At 70.5% G+C, this 21,421-nt stretch carries 21 protein-coding genes, 1 tRNA gene and 1 other RNA gene; 12 read left to right on the top strand and 11 right to left on the bottom strand.

What is annotated here, in order from left to right:
* The first annotated feature begins 262 nt into the window (after window positions 1-262).
* The 3 genes from ABGB16_RS05745 (at window position 263) to ABGB16_RS05735 (ending at window position 4,048) form a co-directional block, all read left to right on the top strand.
* Window positions 263-1,429 (top strand): hypothetical protein, encoded by a 1,167-nt coding sequence (locus ABGB16_RS05745; RefSeq protein ID WP_347666890.1) that lies wholly within the window; start codon window positions 263-265, stop codon window positions 1,427-1,429.
* A 1-nt stretch (window position 1,430) separates the two neighbouring features.
* Window positions 1,431-1,991 (top strand): cysteine hydrolase, encoded by a 561-nt coding sequence (locus tag ABGB16_RS05740; protein ID WP_347666889.1) that lies wholly within the window; start codon window positions 1,431-1,433, stop codon window positions 1,989-1,991.
* Between the two features lie 428 nt (window positions 1,992-2,419).
* A complete protein-coding gene (locus tag ABGB16_RS05735) occupies window positions 2,420-4,048 on the top strand; it encodes a hypothetical protein (protein ID WP_347666888.1) in 1,629 nt (542 codons plus the stop codon).
* 61 nt (window positions 4,049-4,109) lie between these two features.
* Here ABGB16_RS05735 and ABGB16_RS05730 read toward each other — a convergent pair whose 3' ends face one another.
* The 11 genes from ABGB16_RS05730 to ABGB16_RS05680 form a co-directional block, all read right to left on the bottom strand.
* Window positions 4,110-4,634: a hypothetical protein gene (locus ABGB16_RS05730; protein WP_347666887.1), complete on the bottom strand. Its 525-nt coding sequence runs from the start codon at window positions 4,632-4,634 to the stop codon at window positions 4,110-4,112.
* A complete protein-coding gene (locus ABGB16_RS05725) occupies window positions 4,631-5,245 on the bottom strand; it encodes a hypothetical protein (RefSeq protein ID WP_347666886.1) in 615 nt (204 codons plus the stop codon). The genes ABGB16_RS05730 and ABGB16_RS05725 overlap by 4 nt, the downstream gene beginning before the upstream one ends.
* A gap of 210 nt (window positions 5,246-5,455) precedes the next feature.
* Window positions 5,456-6,904 carry an FG-GAP-like repeat-containing protein gene (locus ABGB16_RS05720; protein ID WP_347666885.1) on the bottom strand — a complete coding sequence of 483 codons (1,449 nt, stop codon included), beginning with the start codon at window positions 6,902-6,904 and terminating at the stop codon, window positions 5,456-5,458.
* A 249-nt stretch (window positions 6,905-7,153) separates the two neighbouring features.
* The gene (locus tag ABGB16_RS05715) at window positions 7,154-7,354 is read right to left on the bottom strand and encodes a hypothetical protein (protein WP_347666884.1); all 201 of its coding nucleotides are present in this window, start codon (window positions 7,352-7,354) and stop codon (window positions 7,154-7,156) included.
* Between the two features lie 369 nt (window positions 7,355-7,723).
* The gene (locus ABGB16_RS05710) at window positions 7,724-8,242 is read right to left on the bottom strand and encodes a hypothetical protein (protein ID WP_347666883.1); all 519 of its coding nucleotides are present in this window, start codon (window positions 8,240-8,242) and stop codon (window positions 7,724-7,726) included.
* Window positions 8,243-8,336: 94 nt separating this feature from the next.
* Window positions 8,337-8,594 (bottom strand): hypothetical protein, encoded by a 258-nt coding sequence (locus tag ABGB16_RS05705; protein WP_347666882.1) that lies wholly within the window; start codon window positions 8,592-8,594, stop codon window positions 8,337-8,339.
* Window positions 8,595-8,596: 2 nt separating this feature from the next.
* Complete coding sequence (locus ABGB16_RS05700) at window positions 8,597-8,881, bottom strand: hypothetical protein (RefSeq protein WP_347666881.1); 285 nt, start codon at window positions 8,879-8,881, stop codon at window positions 8,597-8,599.
* A complete protein-coding gene (locus ABGB16_RS05695; protein WP_347666880.1) occupies window positions 8,875-9,072 on the bottom strand; it encodes a hypothetical protein in 198 nt (65 codons plus the stop codon). Before ABGB16_RS05695 ends, ABGB16_RS05700 begins: the two co-directional genes overlap by 7 nt.
* Complete coding sequence (locus ABGB16_RS05690) at window positions 9,069-9,314, bottom strand: hypothetical protein (protein WP_347666879.1); 246 nt, start codon at window positions 9,312-9,314, stop codon at window positions 9,069-9,071. The genes ABGB16_RS05695 and ABGB16_RS05690 overlap by 4 nt, the downstream gene beginning before the upstream one ends.
* 172 nt (window positions 9,315-9,486) lie before the next feature.
* Complete coding sequence (locus ABGB16_RS05685) at window positions 9,487-10,494, bottom strand: helix-turn-helix transcriptional regulator (protein WP_347666878.1); 1,008 nt, start codon at window positions 10,492-10,494, stop codon at window positions 9,487-9,489.
* 410 nt (window positions 10,495-10,904) lie between these two features.
* Window positions 10,905-10,989: transfer RNA gene (locus ABGB16_RS05680), tRNA-Ser, on the bottom strand.
* A gap of 82 nt (window positions 10,990-11,071) precedes the next feature.
* Here ABGB16_RS05680 and ffs point away from each other — a divergent pair.
* The 9 genes from ffs (at window position 11,072) to ABGB16_RS05635 (ending at window position 21,400) form a co-directional block, all read left to right on the top strand.
* An RNA gene (gene ffs / locus ABGB16_RS05675) (signal recognition particle sRNA small type) lies at window positions 11,072-11,161 on the top strand.
* Window positions 11,162-11,268: 107 nt separating this feature from the next.
* Window positions 11,269-13,893 carry a DNA polymerase III subunit gamma and tau gene (locus ABGB16_RS05670; RefSeq protein WP_347666877.1) on the top strand — a complete coding sequence of 875 codons (2,625 nt, stop codon included), beginning with the start codon at window positions 11,269-11,271 and terminating at the stop codon, window positions 13,891-13,893.
* 217 nt (window positions 13,894-14,110) lie between these two features.
* Entirely contained in the window at window positions 14,111-14,419 is a 309-nt protein-coding gene (locus ABGB16_RS05665; protein ID WP_246140594.1) for a YbaB/EbfC family nucleoid-associated protein, read from the top strand.
* Between the two features lie 12 nt (window positions 14,420-14,431).
* Window positions 14,432-15,025: a recombination mediator RecR gene (gene recR / locus ABGB16_RS05660; RefSeq protein ID WP_347666876.1), complete on the top strand. Its 594-nt coding sequence runs from the start codon at window positions 14,432-14,434 to the stop codon at window positions 15,023-15,025.
* Window positions 15,026-15,425: 400 nt separating this feature from the next.
* The gene (locus ABGB16_RS05655; protein ID WP_347666875.1) at window positions 15,426-17,099 is read left to right on the top strand and encodes an ABC transporter substrate-binding protein; all 1,674 of its coding nucleotides are present in this window, start codon (window positions 15,426-15,428) and stop codon (window positions 17,097-17,099) included.
* 96 nt (window positions 17,100-17,195) lie between these two features.
* Entirely contained in the window at window positions 17,196-18,203 is a 1,008-nt protein-coding gene (locus ABGB16_RS05650; protein ID WP_347666874.1) for an ABC transporter permease, read from the top strand.
* An 11-nt stretch (window positions 18,204-18,214) separates the two neighbouring features.
* Window positions 18,215-19,156, top strand: coding sequence for an ABC transporter permease (locus ABGB16_RS05645; RefSeq protein ID WP_347666895.1), 942 nt, complete (start codon window positions 18,215-18,217; stop codon window positions 19,154-19,156).
* Window positions 19,157-19,319: 163 nt separating this feature from the next.
* Window positions 19,320-20,306 carry an ABC transporter ATP-binding protein gene (locus ABGB16_RS05640; RefSeq protein ID WP_347666873.1) on the top strand — a complete coding sequence of 329 codons (987 nt, stop codon included), beginning with the start codon at window positions 19,320-19,322 and terminating at the stop codon, window positions 20,304-20,306.
* Window positions 20,303-21,400, top strand: coding sequence for an ABC transporter ATP-binding protein (locus ABGB16_RS05635; protein WP_347666872.1), 1,098 nt, complete (start codon window positions 20,303-20,305; stop codon window positions 21,398-21,400). Before ABGB16_RS05640 ends, ABGB16_RS05635 begins: the two co-directional genes overlap by 4 nt.
* Window positions 21,401-21,421 lie beyond the last annotated feature (21 nt).

The following is a 21,421-nucleotide window of genomic DNA, read 5'->3' as shown; positions in this document are numbered from 1 at the left end:
CGCTCAAACTCCAAGTACCAAGCCCGCGGACCCAACGTAGACCGGCATAGCTACAAAGCCACCATCGCGATCGACATCATCACAAACCATTGCGAAACACCCGCCGGACCTTAACCGAGCGGCGTTGCGACTAGCCCGGACCATCAGGTGTCCCCCTCTCTCGTCTCTGGCCGGCGGCGGCACCTTGCCTGCCTGTCATCGAGAGTGCCCGTCGATCTGGCGGTATGGCAGACCCCATGCACGGACACGAGGGACACGGCCCATGTCCACTGAGATCCCCCGCCAGCTCAAGCCCAACTTGGTGCTGGTCAACCGCCGGAAGGCAGCAGGTTGGGACTCGCGCAAGCGAGCCGCGCGAGAGCTGCACCGCTTGGGCCTGAGCCGCGGGCTACGAGAGACACCTACGGTTGAGGCAATCGAGAAAGCGATGTACCGCCACGAGACCGGGCGTGTCGCGGTCACCGATCCTGTCTACCGGCAGCTCTACTGCCTGGCGTACGGCGCAAAGCCTCATGACTTGTTCGGGGAACTTGACGGCGGCGCGGCAGACCGCCCGCATTTTTCCGTCCGATCCCACAAGTTTGTGCCCGCGTACGTGGGCGCGGAGGGCGCGTCATCGTTGCGTGATTCCGTCTCGCTCGATCCAGCCGAGGAGCAATGGCACGCCTGCTATGTCGCGCCCATCGATCACCCGGAGGGGGATTGCTCCCTATATCTCTGGCCCTGCGGATCGGTCGTCTTTCATCTGGTCGAGGATTTGCAGCTATCCACCATCGCGTCACTTGCCGCTTGGCGAAAAGTCTCCTACGGCGACAATATCAAGTGGGCCTCCGATTTTCTCTCTCGCACGGTGCGTAGTGTCGATGAGAGCGCCATGTACGTCTTGGGAACGCATTGGCTAACCGAATCGGCCTGGCCGCCCGAGCTGCTAGATGCTGCCCTTCGGATAATGTCCACACCATCGGTGCTCTTGCATAGGGATAGGCCGATGGATGATGAGCATCTTGCCCATGCCGAACTCATAGAGCAATCCTTGTTAGCGGAGGGATACGACCATGCAGGCATCGAGCCGTTCGGTCTTCGCGGAATCTCGTCCGGCTTCGCCTCGTGGTCTGGTGTCGTATACCATCCGACAGCGCCGGACCGGGCAATAACAGAGACTGAGCTTGTAGCATGTGAACTGGCGGTTCAATCCATCTGGGCGTTTACCGACGCGATAACCCGTCAGATCGAACATGGGAAAGACCCCGAAGTGCCGCCGGAGCACGGATGGCGCTACCTTCGGGGAGTTCGGTCACGCCTAACAACTTCACGGCCACGGGAGACGGGTCAGCATCAGGCAATGCGGAGAGCTATCTTGCGAACAAGCGACCTCATGCCTGCATTGGAGCAGGCGATCGAAACACTCCGAGACGCAGATAGAGGTTGAGATGACGGCAGATCAGCCAGTGCTCGTGGTGACCGACATGCAAAACGGTTTCGTGCGAGAGCAGTCGGCGCATGTTGTGCCGATCGTTGTCGACCTGGTTCGCCGATGGCAGCAGTCGGGCGGAGACGTTCTCTTCACGCGATACTTTAACTATCCCGGTAGCCCCTTCGAGCGATTTTTCGAGTGGCGTCGACTTCAGTCTTCTCCTGAGACTGACATTGTGCCCGAGTTGCAACCGCATCTGGGTCGCGGAACAATGCTCGACAAGCGGATATATAGCCCGTTCACGACAGATAGTGAATCGGCTTTCAAGCGGCGCGGTTGGAACAACTTCTACTTCTGTGGAATTGCGACCGAAAGCTGTGTTTTGAAGGGAGCTGCCGATGCCTTTGAGCGTAACCTCACTCCGTGGTTGATTGCCGACGCTTCGGCCAGCCATGCCGGCGCTGAGGCTCATGCCGCAGGGCTCTTGGTGGCTCGTCGCTTCATCGGTCCGCGGCAGGTCATCACGCGCGCTGACCTTCCTGCGGCGCTCGTCGGTGGCCAGCCCTTCCAGAGCTAGCGGGCCGGCGCGGGTCGGGTGGTCTCAGTTGCGGTCTCATTCGGGGCCGTACGCCGGGGTTCACCAGGGCGTCAAGAAGGCCTCCGACCACAGCTCACGTACCGTGTCGGCCCACCCTGTACGAGTGATCGCAGACCTCGAAAGCGTGTGAGGGTTTACGCCCTCCGCGGGTTCAAATCCCGCCGCCACCGCTCGTGAAGGGCGAGAACGCCCGGTCGATCCACCCGGATCGACCGGGCGTTCCGTTTCTGGTCCCAGTTCTGGTCTCGCTGCCGGCATCCGGCCGGGTCGGCCGTTCGGTGGAGCGGGCTACCCGGTCGTTGGTCGACGTGCCCGTTAACCCGGTTACGGCTATCGATCGGCTCCTCTACGGTGTCGGGGCGTCGACAACGAGCGGGGGATTTCTGTTGCATCGCAAAACTGCCAGCGTGTCCGTTCTGGCTGTTCTGGCCGGTCTGGGGGTCAGCGCCCCCGCCAGGGCAGCGGACGAATTCGGGACCATCAGTCGGGAGAACGTCGTCCTGCAGTACCAGCGGGTGGCGAAGACGGCCACCCCGGTGAAGGGGACGGGCGTCACCCGTTCCGACTTCGACGGTGACGGCGTCGACGACGTCGCGGCCAGCGGCGAGCCCGGCTACCCGTACAGCCTGCCGCACGGCCCGACGGGCGTGGTCGCCGTGCGCTACTCGTCCGCGCCGCACGTCGACTACTTCATCGGTGCGCTGGGGTCGGTCAGCCGCGGCGTGACCTTCGGCCGTGCCGTGGTGGCGGGGGACTTCAACGGCGACGGCTACGACGACCTGGCCATCGGTGACATGGACGAGGTGGACCCGGGGAACAACGCCCTCGCCGGCGGGGTCTGGGTCATCCCGGGCAGCAGCACCGGCCTGGTGGTCGGCTTGGCGAAACACTTCAACCAGAGTTCCCCGGGCGTGCCCGGCGGCCCGGAGGACTACGACTGGTTCGGTTCGGCGCTCGCGGCCGGCGACATCAACGGCGACGGCCGCGACGACCTGGCGATCGGCGCGTACGGGGAGGCGATCGGCACCAAGACGATGGCCGGATCGGTCACCGTTCTCTTCGGCAGCTCCGGCGGGCTCACCGCCACCGGCGCCCAGTACCTCCAGCAGGACCAGGCCGCCGTGCCCGGCGCGGCCGAGCCCAACGACTACTTCGGTTTCACGCTCGCGATCGGGAAGGTCAACAACGACCGGTACGGAGACGTGGTCATCGGCGCTCCCAACGAGAACAACGGCACGTCCTGGAACGGCAGCGGCATGGTGACCCTGATGTGGGGCTCGGCGGGTGGCGTGTCGTCCACCGGCGCGACGTCGGTCACCGGCGCGGCGGTGTACGGGGCGACGGGGCGCAGCGACACCATGGCGTGGTCCCTCGGTCAGTCTCTCGCGATCGGGGACGTGAACGGCGACGGGCTGGGCGAGGTGATCGCCGGGTCCCCCGCCGCCCAGACCCCGCACATCGCCGGCGGGCTCATCGCGGTCTTCACGGGGCGCTCCGGCGGCCTGTCGGGCAGCGCCGTGAAGATCATCAACCAGCGCACCACCGGCGTACCGGGTGATCCCGAGACCGGCGACCGCTTCGGTGGGACGCTCGCGGCGGGCGACGTGACCGGCGACGGCAAGGCGGACGTGCTGGTCGGCGCGCCCGGCGAGGCCATTGGCTCGACCGCAGAGGCCGGCATGGTGACCCTGCTCAAGGGCTCCTCCACCGGGCTGACCGGCAGCGGGGCGCAGGGGTTCGACCAGAACCAGTCGGCCGTCCCGAGCACGGCCGAGCGCCAGGACTATTTCGGCAACTCCGTCGCGATCCTGAACCTCAACGGCACGGGCCCGCTGGACGCGGTCGTGGCCGCGCCCGGGGAAGAGGTGGCCGGCGACACCGCCGGGGATCCGTCCGGGGCCATCACCCGGTTCCACGGCTCCACCGGCGGGCTCGTCCCGCAGAGCACCATGTGGACCGGCCTGGCCCTGCGCACCGACCGGATCTGGCCGCAGTCGTACGGCATGCGCATCGCCGGGCCGCAGAGCGCCTACTGAGCGATCCGGTGACGTGGCGGTGTCCGGGCGGTCCGGACACCGCCACGTCGGCGAGTTGGCCTCAGCAGGGGCCGTGGCCCTCGTCGAAGAGGCGGCGGGCCCAGTCGGCGTACCCCGCGACGATCTTCCGGACCGTGCGCCCGTCGTGCAGGAACAGGTACGCGCGGTCGCCGCTGCGGGCCAGCAGCCCGTCGAACCGGTGCGTCCCCTGTGGAGCGCGCAGCCGGTGCAGCGTGCGGTAGCGGGCGCGGACCTCCTCGACGGAAGCGCCCACGCTGATTCCCTCCGGCGTGCGGAAGGGGTCGTCGACCCAGAGCAGGACCAGCCGGTCGTCGACGAAGACCGGACTGGCCGCGTGACCGGCGAGCGTCCGGCCGCACGCGTCGACCCCGGCCTGCAGCAGCCCCCGGCGGGTCAGGTCCTCCTCGGTGTCGCCGAACTCGACGTCGGGCAGGCCGTTGAGATCCACCACGTCGTTGCCGGCCGGCCTGACGCCGTCGACCAGCCCCTGTGGATGGACGCCGCTGCCGGCGATGGAAGCGGCCGTCAGTAGCGCCGCGATGAAAACGAATTGTCGCAATTTCATGGAATCCCCCAGTCCCCAACGGGACCGGGGCGCTCAGGTTGCTGCCGATCGGCGGATTGCCGGTTTTCCCACTCCTCGGCCAGGTCGTCCCAGTAGTCGGCGGACAGCCCCCGCCGCCCGTGCGCCAGCCAGCCGGCGGTGTTCCGCTCCAGGTGCAGGCCCAACTCGGCGAACGGGTCGATCCACCGGCCCGGCTCCGCGCCGATGCGGACCAGCGCGGCGTTGAGCGGCCACCGCTCGCGCGGGGAGTCGAGCACGTCGTCGAAGTGCGGCCCCCAGTACACCTCGCCGCCCAGCCAGACCATCGCCGCCTGGCGCCCGAGGCCGCCCGAGAACTCCGCCTCCAGGTACGCCACCGGCCCGCGCCGGGACCACCGCGCCAGCAGCCCGGTCAGGGCCGGCGAGAGCACCAGGTCGAACGGCTGCTCGACGCTCGGCTCCCCGACCGCGTAGTCCGGCAGCGCGCCGGTCAGCTCCTCGACCAGTTGCGGGGTGAGCGGCAGCAACGCGAAGTCCTGGCGCAGCGCGGCGAGGACCGCGTGGTCCAGGTCGGCGGTCTGCTCGCGGAGCAGCTCGACGTCGGCGACGACCGCGCTGAGCTGGTAACTCATCGCACCCCTCCGGCATCCACAGCCTGTGGATGGAACATGTGTACGAGGACTGCCGCGTCCCCGGCGGGCGTGGCCGAATCCGTCGCCCCGAAGACTGTCGACATCGCGCCCACTCGGACCGTACCGGCGCGTGCACGGTCGAGTCCGCACGGAGCCGGGGGCGCCGAAGGGCCGGCCCGTCAGGCGCCGGCCCTTCGGGCGGGACACGGGTCAGCCGGCCATGTACGCGCCGAAGTTGCCGCCGGTGGGGCCGCCGAGCGTGCCGAGCTGGAAGCTGGTGGCACCCGTGCCGGTGACGCCGGTGGCGTCGCTCAGGAGCTTCCAGACCCGGCCGCGGTAGCCGTCCTCGCCGTTGCCGCCGACGTACACCTCGGGGCTGCCGTTGCCGTCGGTGTCGATGATCTCCACCGTGGCGCCGAAGTGGTCGTCGTTCTCGGAGGTGCTGGGCATGCCGCTGGCGTTCTGGGTGAACGACTTCGCGCCGGTGGTGGTGATGCCGGTGGCGCTGCCGCGCAGCATCGTGATCGCGCCGGCCTCGGTGGTGGTGGCCGGGTCGGAGCCGGTCTCGTACGAGGCGCCGATGACGACGTCGTCGTAGCCGTCCTGGTCGGTGTCGCCGACGGCCACCGCCGAGCCGAACCGGTCACCCGCCTCGTCGATGCCCGGTACGCCGCTGCTGGCCTGCGTGTAGGAGCGCGGGGCCCGGGTGCTGCTGATGCCGTCGGGCCCGCCGTAGACCACGTAGACCTGGCTCAGGTACGGGAACCCGGCCACCAGGTCGGCGTAGCCGTCGCCGTTCAGGTCACCGGTCCCCGAGGGGTAGGAGTTGGTGGACGAGTGCGGGCCGGCCCACGCGCTGCCCTTGACCAGGCCGGTCGGCGAACCCTTGAGCACCGTCCAGGCCGTCTTGCCGAAAGCCTGCGGAACGATGCCGCTGACCGCGATGTCGTCGATGCCGTCCCCGGTCAGGTCCGCCACGTAGACGGCGTGGGTCCAGAGGTCGTCCAGCTTCGCCGTGTCGCGGTACCAACGGAAGGCCGGCTCCCCCGTGCTGCGGTCGATCGGCCCGAGCAGGACGCTGATCCCGCTGGACGACTTCTCCGGGATCCACGGCTCGCCGCCCTGGGCGTAGCTGATGATGTCGTCGAACCCGTCGCCGTTGACGTCGCCCACCCCGACACGGCCGAACAGCTTCGGGGAAGTGGGGGTGAAGTCGCCGGGCGGGATGGCGGTGCCGGCTCCGGTGATGCCGTTCGCACTGCCCCAGAGCACCGTGAACGGGTCGTCGCCGTAGGTGATCACCAGGTCGTCGTACCCGTCGCCGTCCAGGTCGCCGAAGCCGTCAACGGCGCGCCACGTCTCGTCCGCCGCCGCATCGCCCGGAACGCCGGGCGTGTCCTTGCTGACAATCGAGGCGGTGTCGTACCGCAGGCCGGCCGGCGAGCCGTACACGATGGCGACGACGCCCGCCCGCTTGACGTCGCCGGCGGGTGCGCTGTGCGAGCTGACGGCGAGATCCGGGTATCCGTCGCCGTTGAAGTCGGCGCGGTTGCCCTTCGCCGCGGTGTCGCCCGGCACCGCGCTCGCCGTCGGTGCCACGGCGGTGACGCCGAGTAGGGCGGCCGCGCAGACGCCGGCCACGAGCATCTTCTTGTGCATGCACTTCCCCGTTGAATGGGCGGCGGAAGCCGCCGGGAGACCAGGATGTGTGTGGATGGTACCGATCGGGGGCGACATCGATCCGCCACAGTGGAGGAGCGTTCGCGTCGCAGGGCAGGCCGAATGCGCTGGCGGGAAGGGTGCCAGCCTGGCCGACCAGCAGGCTGCCGCGGTGCCACGGGGAAGGACCGGCCCGGTGGGGTCGGCCCTTCCCCGTGTGTCCGTCGGTGGGAGGAACTCGGGGGACGGTCAGCCGACCAGGTGGTTACCGAAGTGGGCGCGGCCGGTGGGGCCGCCGAGGGTGCCGAGGTGGAAGCTGGTGGCGCCCGTGCCGGTCAGGCCGGCCGGGCCGGTCTGGAGCTGCCAGACGCGACCCTGGTGACCGTCCTCGCCGTAGCCGCCCACGTAGACCTCCGGCTTGCCGTTCCTGTCGGTGTCCAGGACTGCCAACGCGGCACCGAAGTAGTCCTGGTTCTCGGAGGCAGGCGGCGGCCGTGGTGAGCGCTCTTCTGCGCATCGGAGAACCCCCGTTCGAGGAGCGGCCGGGGGAGCCGCTCGAAGATCGAATACGCGGGATGTTACCGGCCCGGCGGCGAGCAAGGCACCTCGTGAACTGGGCGAAAGCGCCAATCAAGGCGGAGAGTGCAGACAAGTACGACGACGCGGCGGAGCAACGACGGCCCGTGGCACCGAAATGGCGCGGCCCCGCTCTCAGCGACGAAAGCGGGGCCGCATGTTGCTACATCGTGGCTCGGCCGGTGCCGGGGCAGGTGCCGCGGCTACCTATTGCCTGGTGCGGCGGGCAGGAACCGCCGGGGGCTACGCCGACACGGGCTCCGCAGACGGAGCACCTGCTCTGAGGTGCCATTCGCGGACTCCTTGGGGGATTTGGTAGTCCGGGTAGGGGTCGGTCTCGGGCTCGGCCGCCGAGCCGGACGCTGAGGTCGCGCGCAGGTAGATCACGGACCCGTCACTGGCGGTGATCCCCAGTGCGGCGGCGACCGGCGACTCGACGCCGGCCTGTCGGCACAGCTCCCACGACCGGATGGCGTCTGGCCGCGCGGCGTCGAGCAGTTGGTGGGCGAGCACGAGGATGCGAGCCGCACGCCACTTCGGCGGCAGCGGCTCGCTGGGCAGCGGCACCGGCGTGACGTCACGCGGCGGCAGCGCGGCCCACAGCATCGCGGCGGACCCGGACCGGTGCAGCACCTTGACGCCCGGGGGCGACTGGCCGCCGGGCTGTGCGTCCTGGCCGTACCGTTCGACGGCGGTGACGTCCGGGTGCTCGGCGGCCTGGAAGAGGGCTTCCATGATGTCCAGGGCCTGGGTTACCTGCACGGGCGCTCTCCTGATCTGTCGGGGATCGTGGCAGCTCACGGGCCGGGTCAGTCTACCGGCGGGGCGGCGGCGCTCGGCTCCGACGCACGCCGGCCTACCGGTTCGCCGCGTCGTACAGTGCCTCGCTGCGCGCCGTGATCTCGATGCACCACGGCTCCGGGCAGTCGACCGAAGCCCACCGGCACTCCAGGCCGTGGCCGCGGACCCGCACCCAGCCGGGCACGTCGGTCGGCTCCCCGCCGACATCGACGATCCGCAGATCCAGATACGTCGTGCCGAGCTGCCCGCCGTGCGTGGCCCACTCGCCGGCGCGCAGGGACAGCCGGGTGTCGGCCGGAAGCCTGATCTCCACCGTCACTCCTCCAGGCCGACGTAACGGGCGTAAATCGTGATCCGCCCGTCGACGGTCCGGCAGACCGCCTCGTACGCGCCGGCCGGCTGCCACGCCAGGTCCAGGCCCTGCCGGATCCGGGTCACCAGCACCCGAGCACCCGCGCCCTCGACGACGACACCCCACGCCCCAGGTTGCTCGCGCAACTCAGAAGCCGCGCGCCGGGCGGCCTCCGTCATGAGTGCGTTGTTGCCGCGCCGAGCCGCCGGGGGCGGCTGCTCCCACCGGACCACACCAGCCGTCAGCACGACCCCACCAGCGCCCGGAACTGCGCCATGTTGGCGGCGGCCAGGTCGACCAGGGACTTGGCCCACGCGAGTTGGTCGCATCCCTGCTCGGTGCACTGTTGGCAGGGCCGGCGGTCGTCGTGGTTGGCCACCACGAGGCTGGCGACGAACAGGACGTCGTCGGGGTAAAGGCGGTCCTCGACGTGGCTCACCGCTCGGACCTCGTCCCGTAGCCGGTGCGCTGGCCCAGGGTCATCCGCACGTTCGGGACGATCTGCGTCGGCTCGCAGTGCCAGCGGCTGTTCCGCAACCGCTGCGCCTGGTCGAGCAGCCGCCGCTGCGCGGCTGCCTGTTCGGCGGCCTGGTGGCGCTGGGCGGTGCCGGGCGGCGGGGGCGGGTCGGACCGCCGCAGCAGCCACCGCACGATGTTGCGCAGCTCGGACCAGATCGTCACCGGATTGCCTCCCTCATCCACGTAACCGGGGGAGGGTGGCGGCGGTGCCCGTACTCATCGTTCGGGTCAATGACTGGACGCCGCCGCCACCCACGAGCATCGTGCGGTTACGGAATGCGTTCACGGTAGGTGTGCGGTGTCCGCGACCTGTCCACGCCTGTCCGTGGACAGGTCAGGCGGCGGCGACCGTCAAGGCTTGCCGGTACTCCGTTGTCCACTCGGCGTCGCGCTGATCGTCCGGTAGGCCCCGCAACCCGGCGCGGAGATTGTCCGCTGCGGTGGCCTTGTCGCCGAGCGCCAGGTAGGCCAGCCCGAGACCCATCCGGGAGAAGGTCGGCGACAGCCAGTACGCGGCGAGCGGCGGGGACTCAGACTCGGCGGCCTCGGTGAGGTCGCTCGCCTCACCGAGCAGGCGTTCGGCGGCGGCCCGGTCGCCAAGCAGCGCGTATCCGTGCGCGGCCTGCACCGCGTCGCCGACCCGTTGCAGGGCGGACGATCCTGGCGTGTGGTACGCGGCGAGGAAATGCCGCATGATGCCGCGGGGATTGCCGCGCTGGCGTTCGAGGTAGCCACGGAAGTTCTCCACCTGCGCGGCGAGCGGGCCGCTGTCGACCGCGTCGGCTTCATCGGCGGCCTCGATCAGCACCCGTACCGCCTCGGCGTCGTTGCGCGCTTCGGCGTGCAGCCAGCCGACGAACTGCGTCCATTCTGCGGCTACGGCGTGCAGCTCGGGTGCGTGCGGGCCCCGGGCTCGCGCCGCGAGATCCTGCATGGTGCGCCACTGTGGCACGGCCGCCGGCAGCATGATCTGTGCGGCGATCGTGTCGTCAAGGCGACGTTGCGCAGCCAACACGTCGGCGAGCAGGCGTACGGTCGCGGCGTCCAGCCGGGTCGGTTGAGCGATCGCGTACGCGATGCGCTGATCGTCGTCGGGCGTGGTCACGACCGGCGTGTCCACGACCATCGCGGCGAGAGTCCCTCCGGCCTGCAAGGTGTCGTCGAGGTGGCGGGCAAGGTCGCAGGTCGGCCGGATGCGGCCAACCTCAAGATCGTGCAGATAGCTTTTGCTGTAGTGGACGCGCCGGGCCAGGTCGCGCAGCGACATGCCGCACTCGCGGCGCAGCCGGGCCAACTCGGCGGGGAATCGTGGGTCTACGGCGGTACGGACACGGGCCGGCATGGGAACTCCCAGGGAGAGTACTGGGGTGGCGGGCAACCACTGTCGACGGTACCTCCATTCGCGGGTCCGGTGGTTCCGCAACTGGTGTGTGCCTCGCATAGATGGCCTGTTGAACGCCAGTGAACGAGACGGCAAGTGTGGCGGGCCGAGCTCATTTGGGGCGGAGCCTAGGGGTTGCAGTTAGCAGAGAGGGTCCATCACCTGCCTGAACCAGCAGGAGACCGACCGAGCCTCCTGCGGCTGAGATCCAAGATCGGAGAGATTCTTGCGATGTCTTTGCGACACATCCCCCCATCGCCCTTAGGTCGGCCGGAACAGGGCAAAGGGGCAGCTAGGACGGGGTGGCCGTAGAGATGACGAAGGGCCGGTCCCCGACGGGACCGGCCCTCGCGTTCGTGCTGCTCAGCGAGCGGAGGATACGAGATTCGAACTCGTGAGGGTGTGAACCCAACACGCTTTCCAAGCGTGCGCCCTAGGCCTCTAGGCGAATCCTCCGCGGAACAGGATACAGGTCCCAGACGTGGCGGCCACCCCACCACCCCCCGAAGATCCACCGAACATCGGGTAGGCTTGGTGGCACCTCCCGTGCGGCGGTATCTCGTGAACCTCCCCAGGGCCGGAAGGCAGCAAGGATAAGCGAGCTCTGCCGGGTGCACGGGAGGCCTTTTTGTCTCCGGTGCCCGGCAACCTCCCCGCCCGTCCGGTCACGGGGTGGTGGGTGGTCACCCGCGCCTGACCGGCGCAGAATGGCTCGGTCGAGAGGAGGCGGGACGGGTGACACTGGCCCTCTACCGCAAGTACCGGCCGCGTACGTTCGCCGAGGTCATCGGGCAGGAGCACGTCACCGAGCCGCTGTCGCAGGCGCTGCGCAGCGGGCGGCTCAACCACGCGTACCTCTTCTCCGGCCCGCGCGGCTGCGGCAAGACCTCCAGCGCCCGGATCCTCGCCCGCTCGCTGAACTGTGAACAGGGTCCCACCCCCGAGCCGTGCGGCCAGTGCGAGTCCTGCCGGTCGCTGGCCACCGACGGGGCCGGCTCGATCGACGTCATCGAGATCGACGCGGCCAGCCACGGCGGCGTCGACGACGCCCGGGAGTTGCGCGAGAAGGCGTTCTTCGCGCCGGCCCGCAGCCGGTTCAAGATCTACGTCATCGACGAGGCGCACATGGTCTCGTCGGCCGGCTTCAACGCCCTGCTGAAGCTGGTCGAGGAGCCCCCGGAGTTCGTCAAGTTCATCTTCGCCACGACCGAGCCGGAGAAGGTCCTCGGCACGATCAAGTCGCGGACCCACCACTACCCCTTCCGGCTGATCCCGCCGAAGGTGCTCCGGCCGTACCTCGAGCAGCTCTGCGAGGCCGAGGGCGTCACGGTCGAGCCGGCGGTCTTCCCCCTCGTCGTGCGCGCCGGCGGCGGCAGCGCCCGGGACAGCCTCTCCGTGCTCGACCAGCTCATCGCCGGGGCCGGGCCCGAGGGGGTCAGCTACGCCCGGGCCGCCGCGCTGCTCGGCGTCACCGACTCCGCGCTGATCGACGAGATGTGCGACGCGCTGGCCGTCGGGGACGGCGCCGCCGCGTACGCCACCGTCGACCGGGTCGCCGAGGCCGGGCACGACCCGCGGCGGTTCGCCTCCGACCTGCTGGAGCGGCTGCGGGACCTGATCGTGCTCCAGCAGGTGCCGGACGCCGCTGGAAAGGGCCTGATCGACGGCCCGGCCGACCAGATCGAGCGGATGACCGCCCAGGCCCAGCGGCTGGGCCCGGGCACCCTGTCCCGGTGCGCCGACATCGTGCACAACGGCCTGGTCGAGATGCGCGGCACCACCGCGCCCCGACTGCTGCTGGAGCTGATCTGCGCCCGGATGCTGCTGCCCGGCGCGGACGACTCGACCGGCGGCCTGCTCCAGCGCCTGGAGCGGATGGAGCGCCGGCTCACCCTGGGTGGCGCCGAGCCGCCGCCGGCCGCCGGCCCCGCCCCGGTCGCCCCGGTCGCCGCCGGCCCCGCCCCGGTCGCCCCGCCCGCCGCCGGCCCTGCGTCGGTCACCCCGCCCGCCGCCGGCCCCGCACCGGTCACCCCGCCCGTCCCGGTACGCCCGGAGCCCGCCACCCCGCCTGCGGCGGCTGCCGCGTCGGCCGCGCCGGCGGCGGCTGCCGCCGCCCCGGCGGGTGACCCGCCGCCGTCCAGCGCGCCGGCCCCCGCGCCGGCTCCGGTCGCGCCCCGGCGGGAGGTTCCGCCGGAGGCGGTCATGCCTGACCCGGCCACCCCCGAGCCGCCCCGCCCCGGCACCGGGTCCCCGGGCGCCCTGGACGCGGTCGCGGTTCGCAGGGTGTGGCCGGACATCGTCGCCAAGGTCAACCGGATCAAGAAGCCGGCTGCGGCCCTGATGCGGGACGCGGTGGTCCGCGACGTGGACGGCGACACCCTTGTGCTGACCGTCAAGTCACCGGTGCTCGCCCAGATGATGGCCAACCACACCGCGGTCCTGGCCGACGCGCTGTACGAGGAGTTCGGCGGGCGCTGGCAGATCCGCTGCGAGGTCTCCGGCGAGCGGGGCGGCGTCGCGTCGGGCGGCGGTCCCCGGCCGGCGGCTCCCGCGCCTGCCCGCCAGCCGTCGCCGGCCGCCACGGCCCCGGGCACCACGGCAACCGCCCGTCCGTCGGCCGGGTCGTCCACGGCCGGCGCCGGGCAGGGCGGCGCCGGGTCCACGGGCGGCCGGGGCGGTGCCGCCGCGCGGCCGGGCGGCCCGTCGGCGGCTTCGGCCGGCGACGACGAGGACTGGCCCGAGCCGGCCCGCCCCGGCGGGGCGACGTCCGCCGCGAGCGCCTCGGAGGACGGGGACTGGCCGGAGGCGGCCCGCCCGGGTGGGGCTCCGGCCCCGACGGGGACGCCGTGGCAGGCGACCGAGCCGGCTTCGACCAGCGGCCCGGTTCCGGCCGCTCCGACCCACGCCGCCGCTCCGACCCACGCCGCCGTCCCGGCGAGCCCGGCGCCGGCCGCCCGCCCCGGCGGCGGTGCCGCCGTGAGCGGTGCCGGGGCCGGCGGCGCGCCGGTCAGCAGCGGGCTCGCCGCCGCACGGGCCGCCGCGGCCGGCCGCGGCCCGCGTACCGAGAACGGGGCCCGGAAGCCGGCGGACGCCGCGCGCAGGACCGCGGACGCCGACTGGGCCGGCGAGCCGCCGTACGACCCGGACTACGACGGGCCGCTGCCCGGCGCGGGGCGTCCGGGGCCGACGGCACCGGCGACGCCGGCGACCCCGACCTACGAGGGCTTCGACCCGGGCGACGAGCCGCTGGACGAGGTGATCGACGAGCGGACCGCCCGGCAGTCCAGCGAGGAGCAGGCGGTGCGGCTGCTCCGGGAGGTCTTCGGAGCCGAGAAGATCGACGAGGTGGACGCCCGCTGACCGGTTGATTTACTCGATGTCGGCGACATGGCGGCATCCGTGCGGCTCGGACACCCCCACGTCACCGACATGGCACGGGATGCGCGGGCAGCCCCATGCCGCCGACATCGAGGCGTCGCCCGTGCCGCGGAACGGGCCGCGCCCCGACTAGGCTGGGCGCGGCCGAGCAGACGAGTGCGAGAAGGAGCCATCCGTGCGCCCAGGTGGACAGCCGAACATGCAGCAGATGCTGAAGCAGGCGCAGAAGATGCAGCAGCAGATCGCCAAGGCGCAGGCCGAGCTGGCCGAGGCGGAGCTGACCGGCACCGCGGGCGGCGGCCTCGTCACCGCGACCGTCGCCGGTACGGGCGAGCTCAAGGCGATCAGGATCGACCCGAAGGCCGTCGACCCGGAGGACGTGGAGACCCTGGAGGACCTTGTCGTCGCGGCCGTGCACAACGCCGCCGAGGCGGCGCGTGAGCTGACCGAGAAGAAGATGGGCCCGGTCGCGGGCGGCATGGGCGGCCTCGGGCTGCCCGGTTTCTGAGCCGGTCGACAGATGTACGAGGGCGCAATCCAGGACCTGATCGACGAGCTGGGGCGGCTGCCGGGCGTCGGCCCGAAGAGCGCCCAGCGGATCGCGTTCCACGTCCTGTCCGCGGACCCGGCCGACGTCAACCGGCTGGCCGGCGCGCTACGCAAGGTGAAGGACCTGGTGCGCTTCTGCACCAGTTGCTACAACGTCGCCGAGTCCGAGCAGTGCCGGATCTGCCGCGACCCGCGCCGCACCGAGGAGGTGCTCTGCGTGGTCGAGGAGCCGAAGGACGTGGTGGCGATCGAGCGGACCGGCGAGTTCCGGGGCCGGTACCACGTGCTCGGCGGCGCGATCAACCCGTTGGAGGGGATCGGCCCGGACAATCTGCGGATCCGGGAGCTGATGGCGCGGCTCGGTGGCGGGACGGTGCGCGAGCTGATCCTCGCCACCGACCCGAACACCGAGGGCGAGGCGACCGCGACGTACCTGGCCCTGATGGTCAAGCCGATGGGGATCGCGGTGACCCGGCTGGCCAGCGGGCTGCCGGTCGGCGGCGACCTGGAGTACGCCGACGAGATCACCCTCGGCCGCGCGTTCGAGGGGCGCAGGGCAGTCTAAGCGCCCGCTTCTCGGGTGGGACGGCGCGGATCGGGAAGTGCGCCGGCGAGAGCACCCTGGGCCGGGGTGGCTAGGTCCCGGTCGTACGCGTGGCCGCCCGGACCTCGATCGCAGCCGCGCCGTCGGTTGTGGCCCGCCCGCCATCTCACGGGCACGGCTTGGGTTCCGTGCGGTGAATTGCCCGCCACCGGTCTGCCGTGCCCTACCGTCCCGGTCGCCACCGGCCGTCCTGTGACACCCCTGTTTGCCTTCCGTCAAACGGTGTCAGATCGGATCGCTTGGTGTCGGGTTGATAGCGATTGACTTACGACCATTCCGCTCCGCGGTGTCGTGTCATAGCCTCCCGCTCACGGAGCGAGCCACCAACCCGGCGTGGGCACGCGGATGACAGAGGTGAGAGATGCAGGCGAGAAGGCTCAGGACGGCGGCGACCCTCGCGGCCGTTACCGCCCTTGCGGTCGGCGCGGCCGGCTGCGCGGAGAGCGACCGCGGCGGTGACAGTGGCGAGGCCAAGACTGGCGGCACCTTCATCTTCGCTGGGGCCGGTGACCCCAAGAACTTCGACCCGATCTTCAACGACGACGGCGAGTCGTTCCGGCCGGTTCGGCAGATGTTCGACACGCTGGTCTCGCACAAGCCGGGTACGGCGGAGCTCCAGGGCGGCCTGGCCGAGAGCTGGGAGCACGACGCCGAGGGCAAGGTCTGGACGTTCAAGCTGCGCCAGGGCGTCAAGTTCCACGACGGCACCCCCTTCAACGCCGCGGCGGTCTGCTTCAACTTCGACCGCTGGTACAACATGAAGGGCGCCGCCGCCCAGTCGCAGATGATCTACTACATGGACGTCTTCGGTGGCTTCGCGAAGAACGAGGCCGAGGGCGCCGGCACGTCGATCTACAACAAGTGCGAGGCCAAGGACGACTCCACCGCCGTCCTGACACTCAACCAGTACAAGGGCGCGTTCCCGGGCGCGTTCGCGCTGACCTCGCTCTCGATGGCCAGCCCCGAGGCGCTGAAGAAGCACGACGCCGACACGGTGAAGCAGAACGGTGACTCCTTCGAGTACAGCGCCTTCGCCACCACCAACCCGGTCGGCACGGGTCCGTTCACATTCGGCGGCTGGGACAAGGCCAAGAACGAGATCACGCTGAACAAGAACCCCGACTACTGGGGCGAGAAGGCCAAGGTCGACAAGATGATCATCAAGATCATCAAGGACGAGAACACCCGCAAGCAGGAGCTGCGCGCGGGCACCGTCCAGGGCATCGACTTCCCGGCCCCGGCCGACCGCAAGGCGCTGGAGGGTGAGGGCTTCCAGGTCATCAACCGCCCGGCGTTCAACATCCTCTACCTCGGCATCAACCAGAAGAACCCGAAGCTGAAGGACCTGCGGGTGCGGCAGGCGATTGCCTATGCGCTCAACCGTCAGCAGCTGGTGCAGACCAAGGCCCCGGGCGGGTCGAAGGTCGCCGACGAGTTCATGCCGGACACCGTGCTCGGCTACGCCCCGGACGTGCAGAAGTACGAGCACAACCCGGAGAAGGCCAAGCAGCTGCTCAAGGAGGCCGGCGCCGAGGGGCTGACCCTCAACTTCTACTACCCGCCGGACGTCTCCCGGCCGTACATGCCGAACCCACAGGAGATCTTCACCGTCCTCGCGAACGACCTGCAGGCCGTCGGCATCAAGGTGAACGGCGTGCCGCGCCCGTGGAACGGTGGCTTCAAGGACGACGTCCAGCAGTTCGGCAAGCAGGACCTGCACATCCTGGGCTGGACCGGTGACTACAACGACCCGGGCAACTTCGTCGGCACCTTCTTCGGCCGGGGCAAGGTCGAGTTCGGCGACCAGGCCATGACCGAGATGTTCGACGCCATCGCCAAGGCCGACGCCACCGTCGACGAGGCGGGCAAGAAGGCGGCCTGGGAGCAGGTCAACCGGGACATCGCCAGCAAGTGGCTGCCGGCCGTGCCGATCTGGCACGCCCCGCCGGCCATCGTCGTCACCAAGGACGTCAAGGGCCTCGTCGCGAGCCCGCTGACCGACGAGCGGTTCAACACCGTCAGCGTCTCCAAGTGACGTCAATCGGCTGACGCCGTAGCGCGAGTCGGCCCGGGCCAGGACCCTCCTGGCCCGGGCCGATTCCGCACACATCGAGAGTCTGGTGCGTGAGAGATGTTGCGAGTCATAGTCCGCCGCCTACTTCAGTTGGTGGTGACGCTGATAGCGTTGTCGGCGCTGATCTTCGTTTGGTTGCGGAACCTGCCCGGCGGCCCGATCGAGGCGCTGCTCGGCGAGCGGGCCACCCCTGAGCGCCGTGCCCTACTGACCAAGGCACTCGGCTACGACCAGCCGATCCTGGTCCAGTACGGCAAGTTCATGCAGCGGGTCATCAGTGGTGACTTCGGCAACTCGATCCGGACCGGCGACCCGGTCACCGACGTGATCGCCCGCGCCTTCCCGGCCACCATCGAGCTGGCCCTCGCTGCGATGATCATCGCGGTCGGGCTGGGCGTGCCGCTCGGCTACCTGGCCGCCCGCTGGCGCGGTCGCGCCCTCGACAATCTGACGATCGCCGGCACCCTGCTCGGCATCTCGATCCCGATCTTCTTCCTGGGCTACCTGCTCAAGGACGTCTTCACCCAGGACATCCACTGGTTCCCGCCCTCCGGCCGGCTGACCACGGGCCTGGACAACACCACGGTCACCGGGTTCTTCGTCCTCGACGGGCTGCTCACCCGGGAGTTCGACGCAACCGCCGACGCGCTGTGGCACCTGATCCTGCCGGCGGTCACGTTGGCCACCATCCCGCTGGCGGTGATCGTACGGATCACCCGGGCCAGCGTCCTCGACGTGCTGAACGAGGACTACGTGCGTACCGCCGAGGCCAAGGGCCTGCGGCACCGCACCATCCGGGGCCGGCACATCCTGCGCAACGCCCTGCTGCCGGTGGTCACCACCATCGGCCTCCAGACCGGCGCGCTGCTCTCCGGCGCGGTGCTCACCGAGAAGGTCTACAACTGGGGTGGCCTGGGCACACTCATCACCGACTCGATCAGCGGGGGCCGGGACTACCCGGTGCTGCAGGCCCTGATCCTGCTCGCCGCGCTGGTCTTCGTGGTGGTCAACCTGCTGGTCGACCTCTCCTACGCCTTCATCGACCCCAGGGTGCGTGTGCGATGAGCGAACGAAGCATTGGTCTGCTTGGCGAGCGCAAGAAGGCGCGGCTGGGGGAGTTGGCGCGGGCCAGCGCCGACAAGGGCGGGGTCAGCCTCGTCCGGGATGCGCTGCGTCGCCTGCGTCGCAACCCGGTGGCCATCGTCGGCGCCACCATCGTCGGGCTGTTCGTCCTGATCGCCGTTTTCGCTCCGCTGATCGCGCCACACGACCCGGCGCAACGCTTCGACGAGCTGACGAAGAACCTCACCGTCGACAGCATCCCCGGTAGCAGCGCCGAGTTCCCGCTCGGCTCCGACCCGCTGGGCCGGGACTTCCTGTCCCGGCTCATCCACGGCAGCCGGCAGACGCTCTTCGTCGGCGTGCTCGCCACGCTCATCGGTCTCACCTTCGGCGTGCTGTTCGGGGCTGTCGCCGGCGCCTTCGGGGGCTGGGTGGACGTCCTCCTGATGCGCGTGACCGATGTGATGCTGGCCCTGCCGAGCCTGCTGCTCGCGATCACCCTGGTGGCCATGGCGAGCAGGTCCAGCCAGTGGACGGTCATCTTCGCGGTGGCCATCGTCAACGTGCCGATCTTCGCCCGGCTGCTGCGCGGCTCGATGCTCGCCCAGCGGGAGAGCGACCACGTGCTCGCCGCCCGCGCGCTCGGGGTGAAGGAGCGCAACATCGTGCTGCGGCACATGCTGCCCAACTCGCTGACCGCGGTGATCGTGCAGGCCACGCTGACCTTCGCGGTGGCGATCCTGGACGCGGCCGCGCTGTCCTTCCTCGGCCTCGGCGACCCGGACATCAACCGCGCCGAGTGGGGCCTGATGCTCGGCGTGGACGGCCAGCGCTACTTCGAGGTCCGCCCCGAACTGGCCTACTATCCGGCGGCGGCGATCGTCGTCGTCGCGCTCGGCTTCACCCTGCTCGGTGAGGCGATGCGCGAGGCCATCGACCCGAAGAACCGGCGGTGAGCCCGGTGGGCCGGATCAGCACAACCCAGCACCTGCGAGCGCGAGGAGTGAGCTTGCGAGCCCCACTCGCCCGCGCGAGGAGCGAGCGAAGCGAGCCCCGCAGTCGCGGGCTGAGGACAGCGCAGTCGCGAGCGGAAGACCTGCACGGTGAGGAAGTGACCCGATGAGCCTGCTCGACGTACGCGATCTGACGGTGGTGTTCCAACGCCGGGGCGAGCGGCCGTTCACCGCGGTCGACAAGGTCAGCTTCAGCGTGGAGCCGGGGCAGACCGTCGGCCTGGTCGGCGAGTCCGGCTGCGGCAAGAGCGTGACCAGCCTGGCGATCATGGGCCTGCTGCCGAAGCGGGGCAACAAGGTCACCGGCGAAGTGCTCTTCGAGGGCGCCGACCTGCTGAAGCTCCGGCCGGACGACATGCGGGACCGGCGGGGCCGGGACATCGGCATGATCTTCCAGGACCCGCTCTCCTCGCTGAACCCGGTGATCCCGATCGGTGTCCAGGTGGCCGAGGTGCTGGAGCGGCACCAGGGGCGCGACCGCAAGCAGGCGCTGCGGGAGGCCCGGGACCTGCTGGACGCGGTCGGCATCCCGGACCCGCAGCGCCGGCTCTCCGAGTACCCGCACCAGATCTCCGGCGGTATGCGCCAGCGGGCGCTGATCGCGATCGCGCTGGCCTGCAAGCCGCGGCTGCTGATCGCGGACGAGCCGACCACCGCGCTGGACGTGACCATCCAGGCGCAGATCCTCACCCTGCTCAAGCAGTTGGTCGACGAGACCGGCACGGCGCTCATCATGATCACTCACGACCTGGGCGTGGTGGCCGGCCTGTGCGACACCGTCAACGTGCTGTACGGCGGGAAGGTGGTCGAGCGGGCCGCCCGGCACGAGCTGTTCGCCCGCCCGCGGCACCCGTACACGCATGGCCTGCTCAACTCGGTGCCCCGGCTCGACTCGGTACGCGGGGAGCGGCTGCACGCGATCCGTGGCTCGGTCGCCGACAACATCCCGTGGACCGAGGGGTGCGCCTTCGCGCCCCGCTGCGACTACGTGGCGGACGCCTGCCTGGACGGGTCGCCCCCGTTGGAGCCCACCGCGACCGGCGGCGACCTGCGGTGCAACAACCCCGTTTCCGAGGAGGTGGCGGTGCCGTGACCGAGCGGACGGGACCACTGGTCGAACTGCGCGACATCAAGGTCCACTTTCCGATCAAGAGTGGCGTGCTCTTCGACCGCACGGTCGGGTACGTCTACGCGGTCGACGGCGTCTCGCTGTCGATCAACGCGGGTGAGACGTACGGGCTGGTCGGCGAGTCGGGCTGCGGCAAGTCGACGCTGGGGCGGGGCCTGCTGCGGCTGGTCGAGCCGACCGCGGGCGAGATCGTCTTCGACGGTACCGACATCCGCGCCCTCAAGGGCGAGTCGATGCGCCGGGCCCGCCGCCGCATGCAGATGATCTTCCAGGATCCGCTGTCCAGCCTCGACCCCCGGCAGTCCGTCGAGTCGCTGCTGGTGGAAGGGCTCAAGGCGCACGGGCTGGCGGCCGACAAGGCGGCGGCCGGCCGGCAGCTGCGGGAGACGCTGGACGCGGTCGGCCTGCCCGCGTCGGCGCTGAGCAAGTACCCGCACGAGTTCTCCGGCGGCCAGCGGCAGCGGATCGGCATCGCCCGGGCGCTGGTGCTCAACCCGGATCTGATCGTGGCCGACGAGCCGGTCTCGGCGCTGGACGTGTCGATCCAGGCGCAGGTGCTCAACCTGCTGGAAGACCTGCAGACCGAGCGTGGGTTGACGTACCTGGTCATCGCGCACGACCTGGCGGTGGTCCGGCACATCGCGGACACCGTGGGCGTGATGTACCTCGGTGGGCTGGTGGAGGAGGCGTCGAGCGACGACCTCTACCGGGAGCCGATGCACCCGTACACCAGGGCGCTGATGTCGGCGGTGCCCGTGCCCGACCCGCAGGTGGAGGACCGCCGCGAGCGGATCCTGCTGGCCGGCGACCTGCCCTCGCCGACCAACCCGCCCGCCGGGTGCCGCTTCCACACCCGCTGCCCCTGGGCGCAGAAGACCCGCTGCGCGGACGAGCGGCCGGCGCTGCGCGAGGTGGTCACCGGGCACCGGGTGGCCTGCCACTACGCGGAGGACATCGCGGCCGGGCGAATCCGGCCGCACGAGGTGGAGCCGGAGCTGGTCCGGCCCGACGACGGGGCCGCGCCGGGTGACCCCGGCGAGTTGATCCCCACGCCGTGACGACGTGACGAGGCCCCGCCC

This window comes from Micromonospora sp. B11E3, assembly GCF_039871625.1.
GTDB lineage: Bacteria > Actinomycetota > Actinomycetes > Mycobacteriales > Micromonosporaceae > Micromonospora.
Note: the sequence above shows the minus strand (reverse complement) of the source record. Positions and strands in the feature narration are given on the sequence as shown.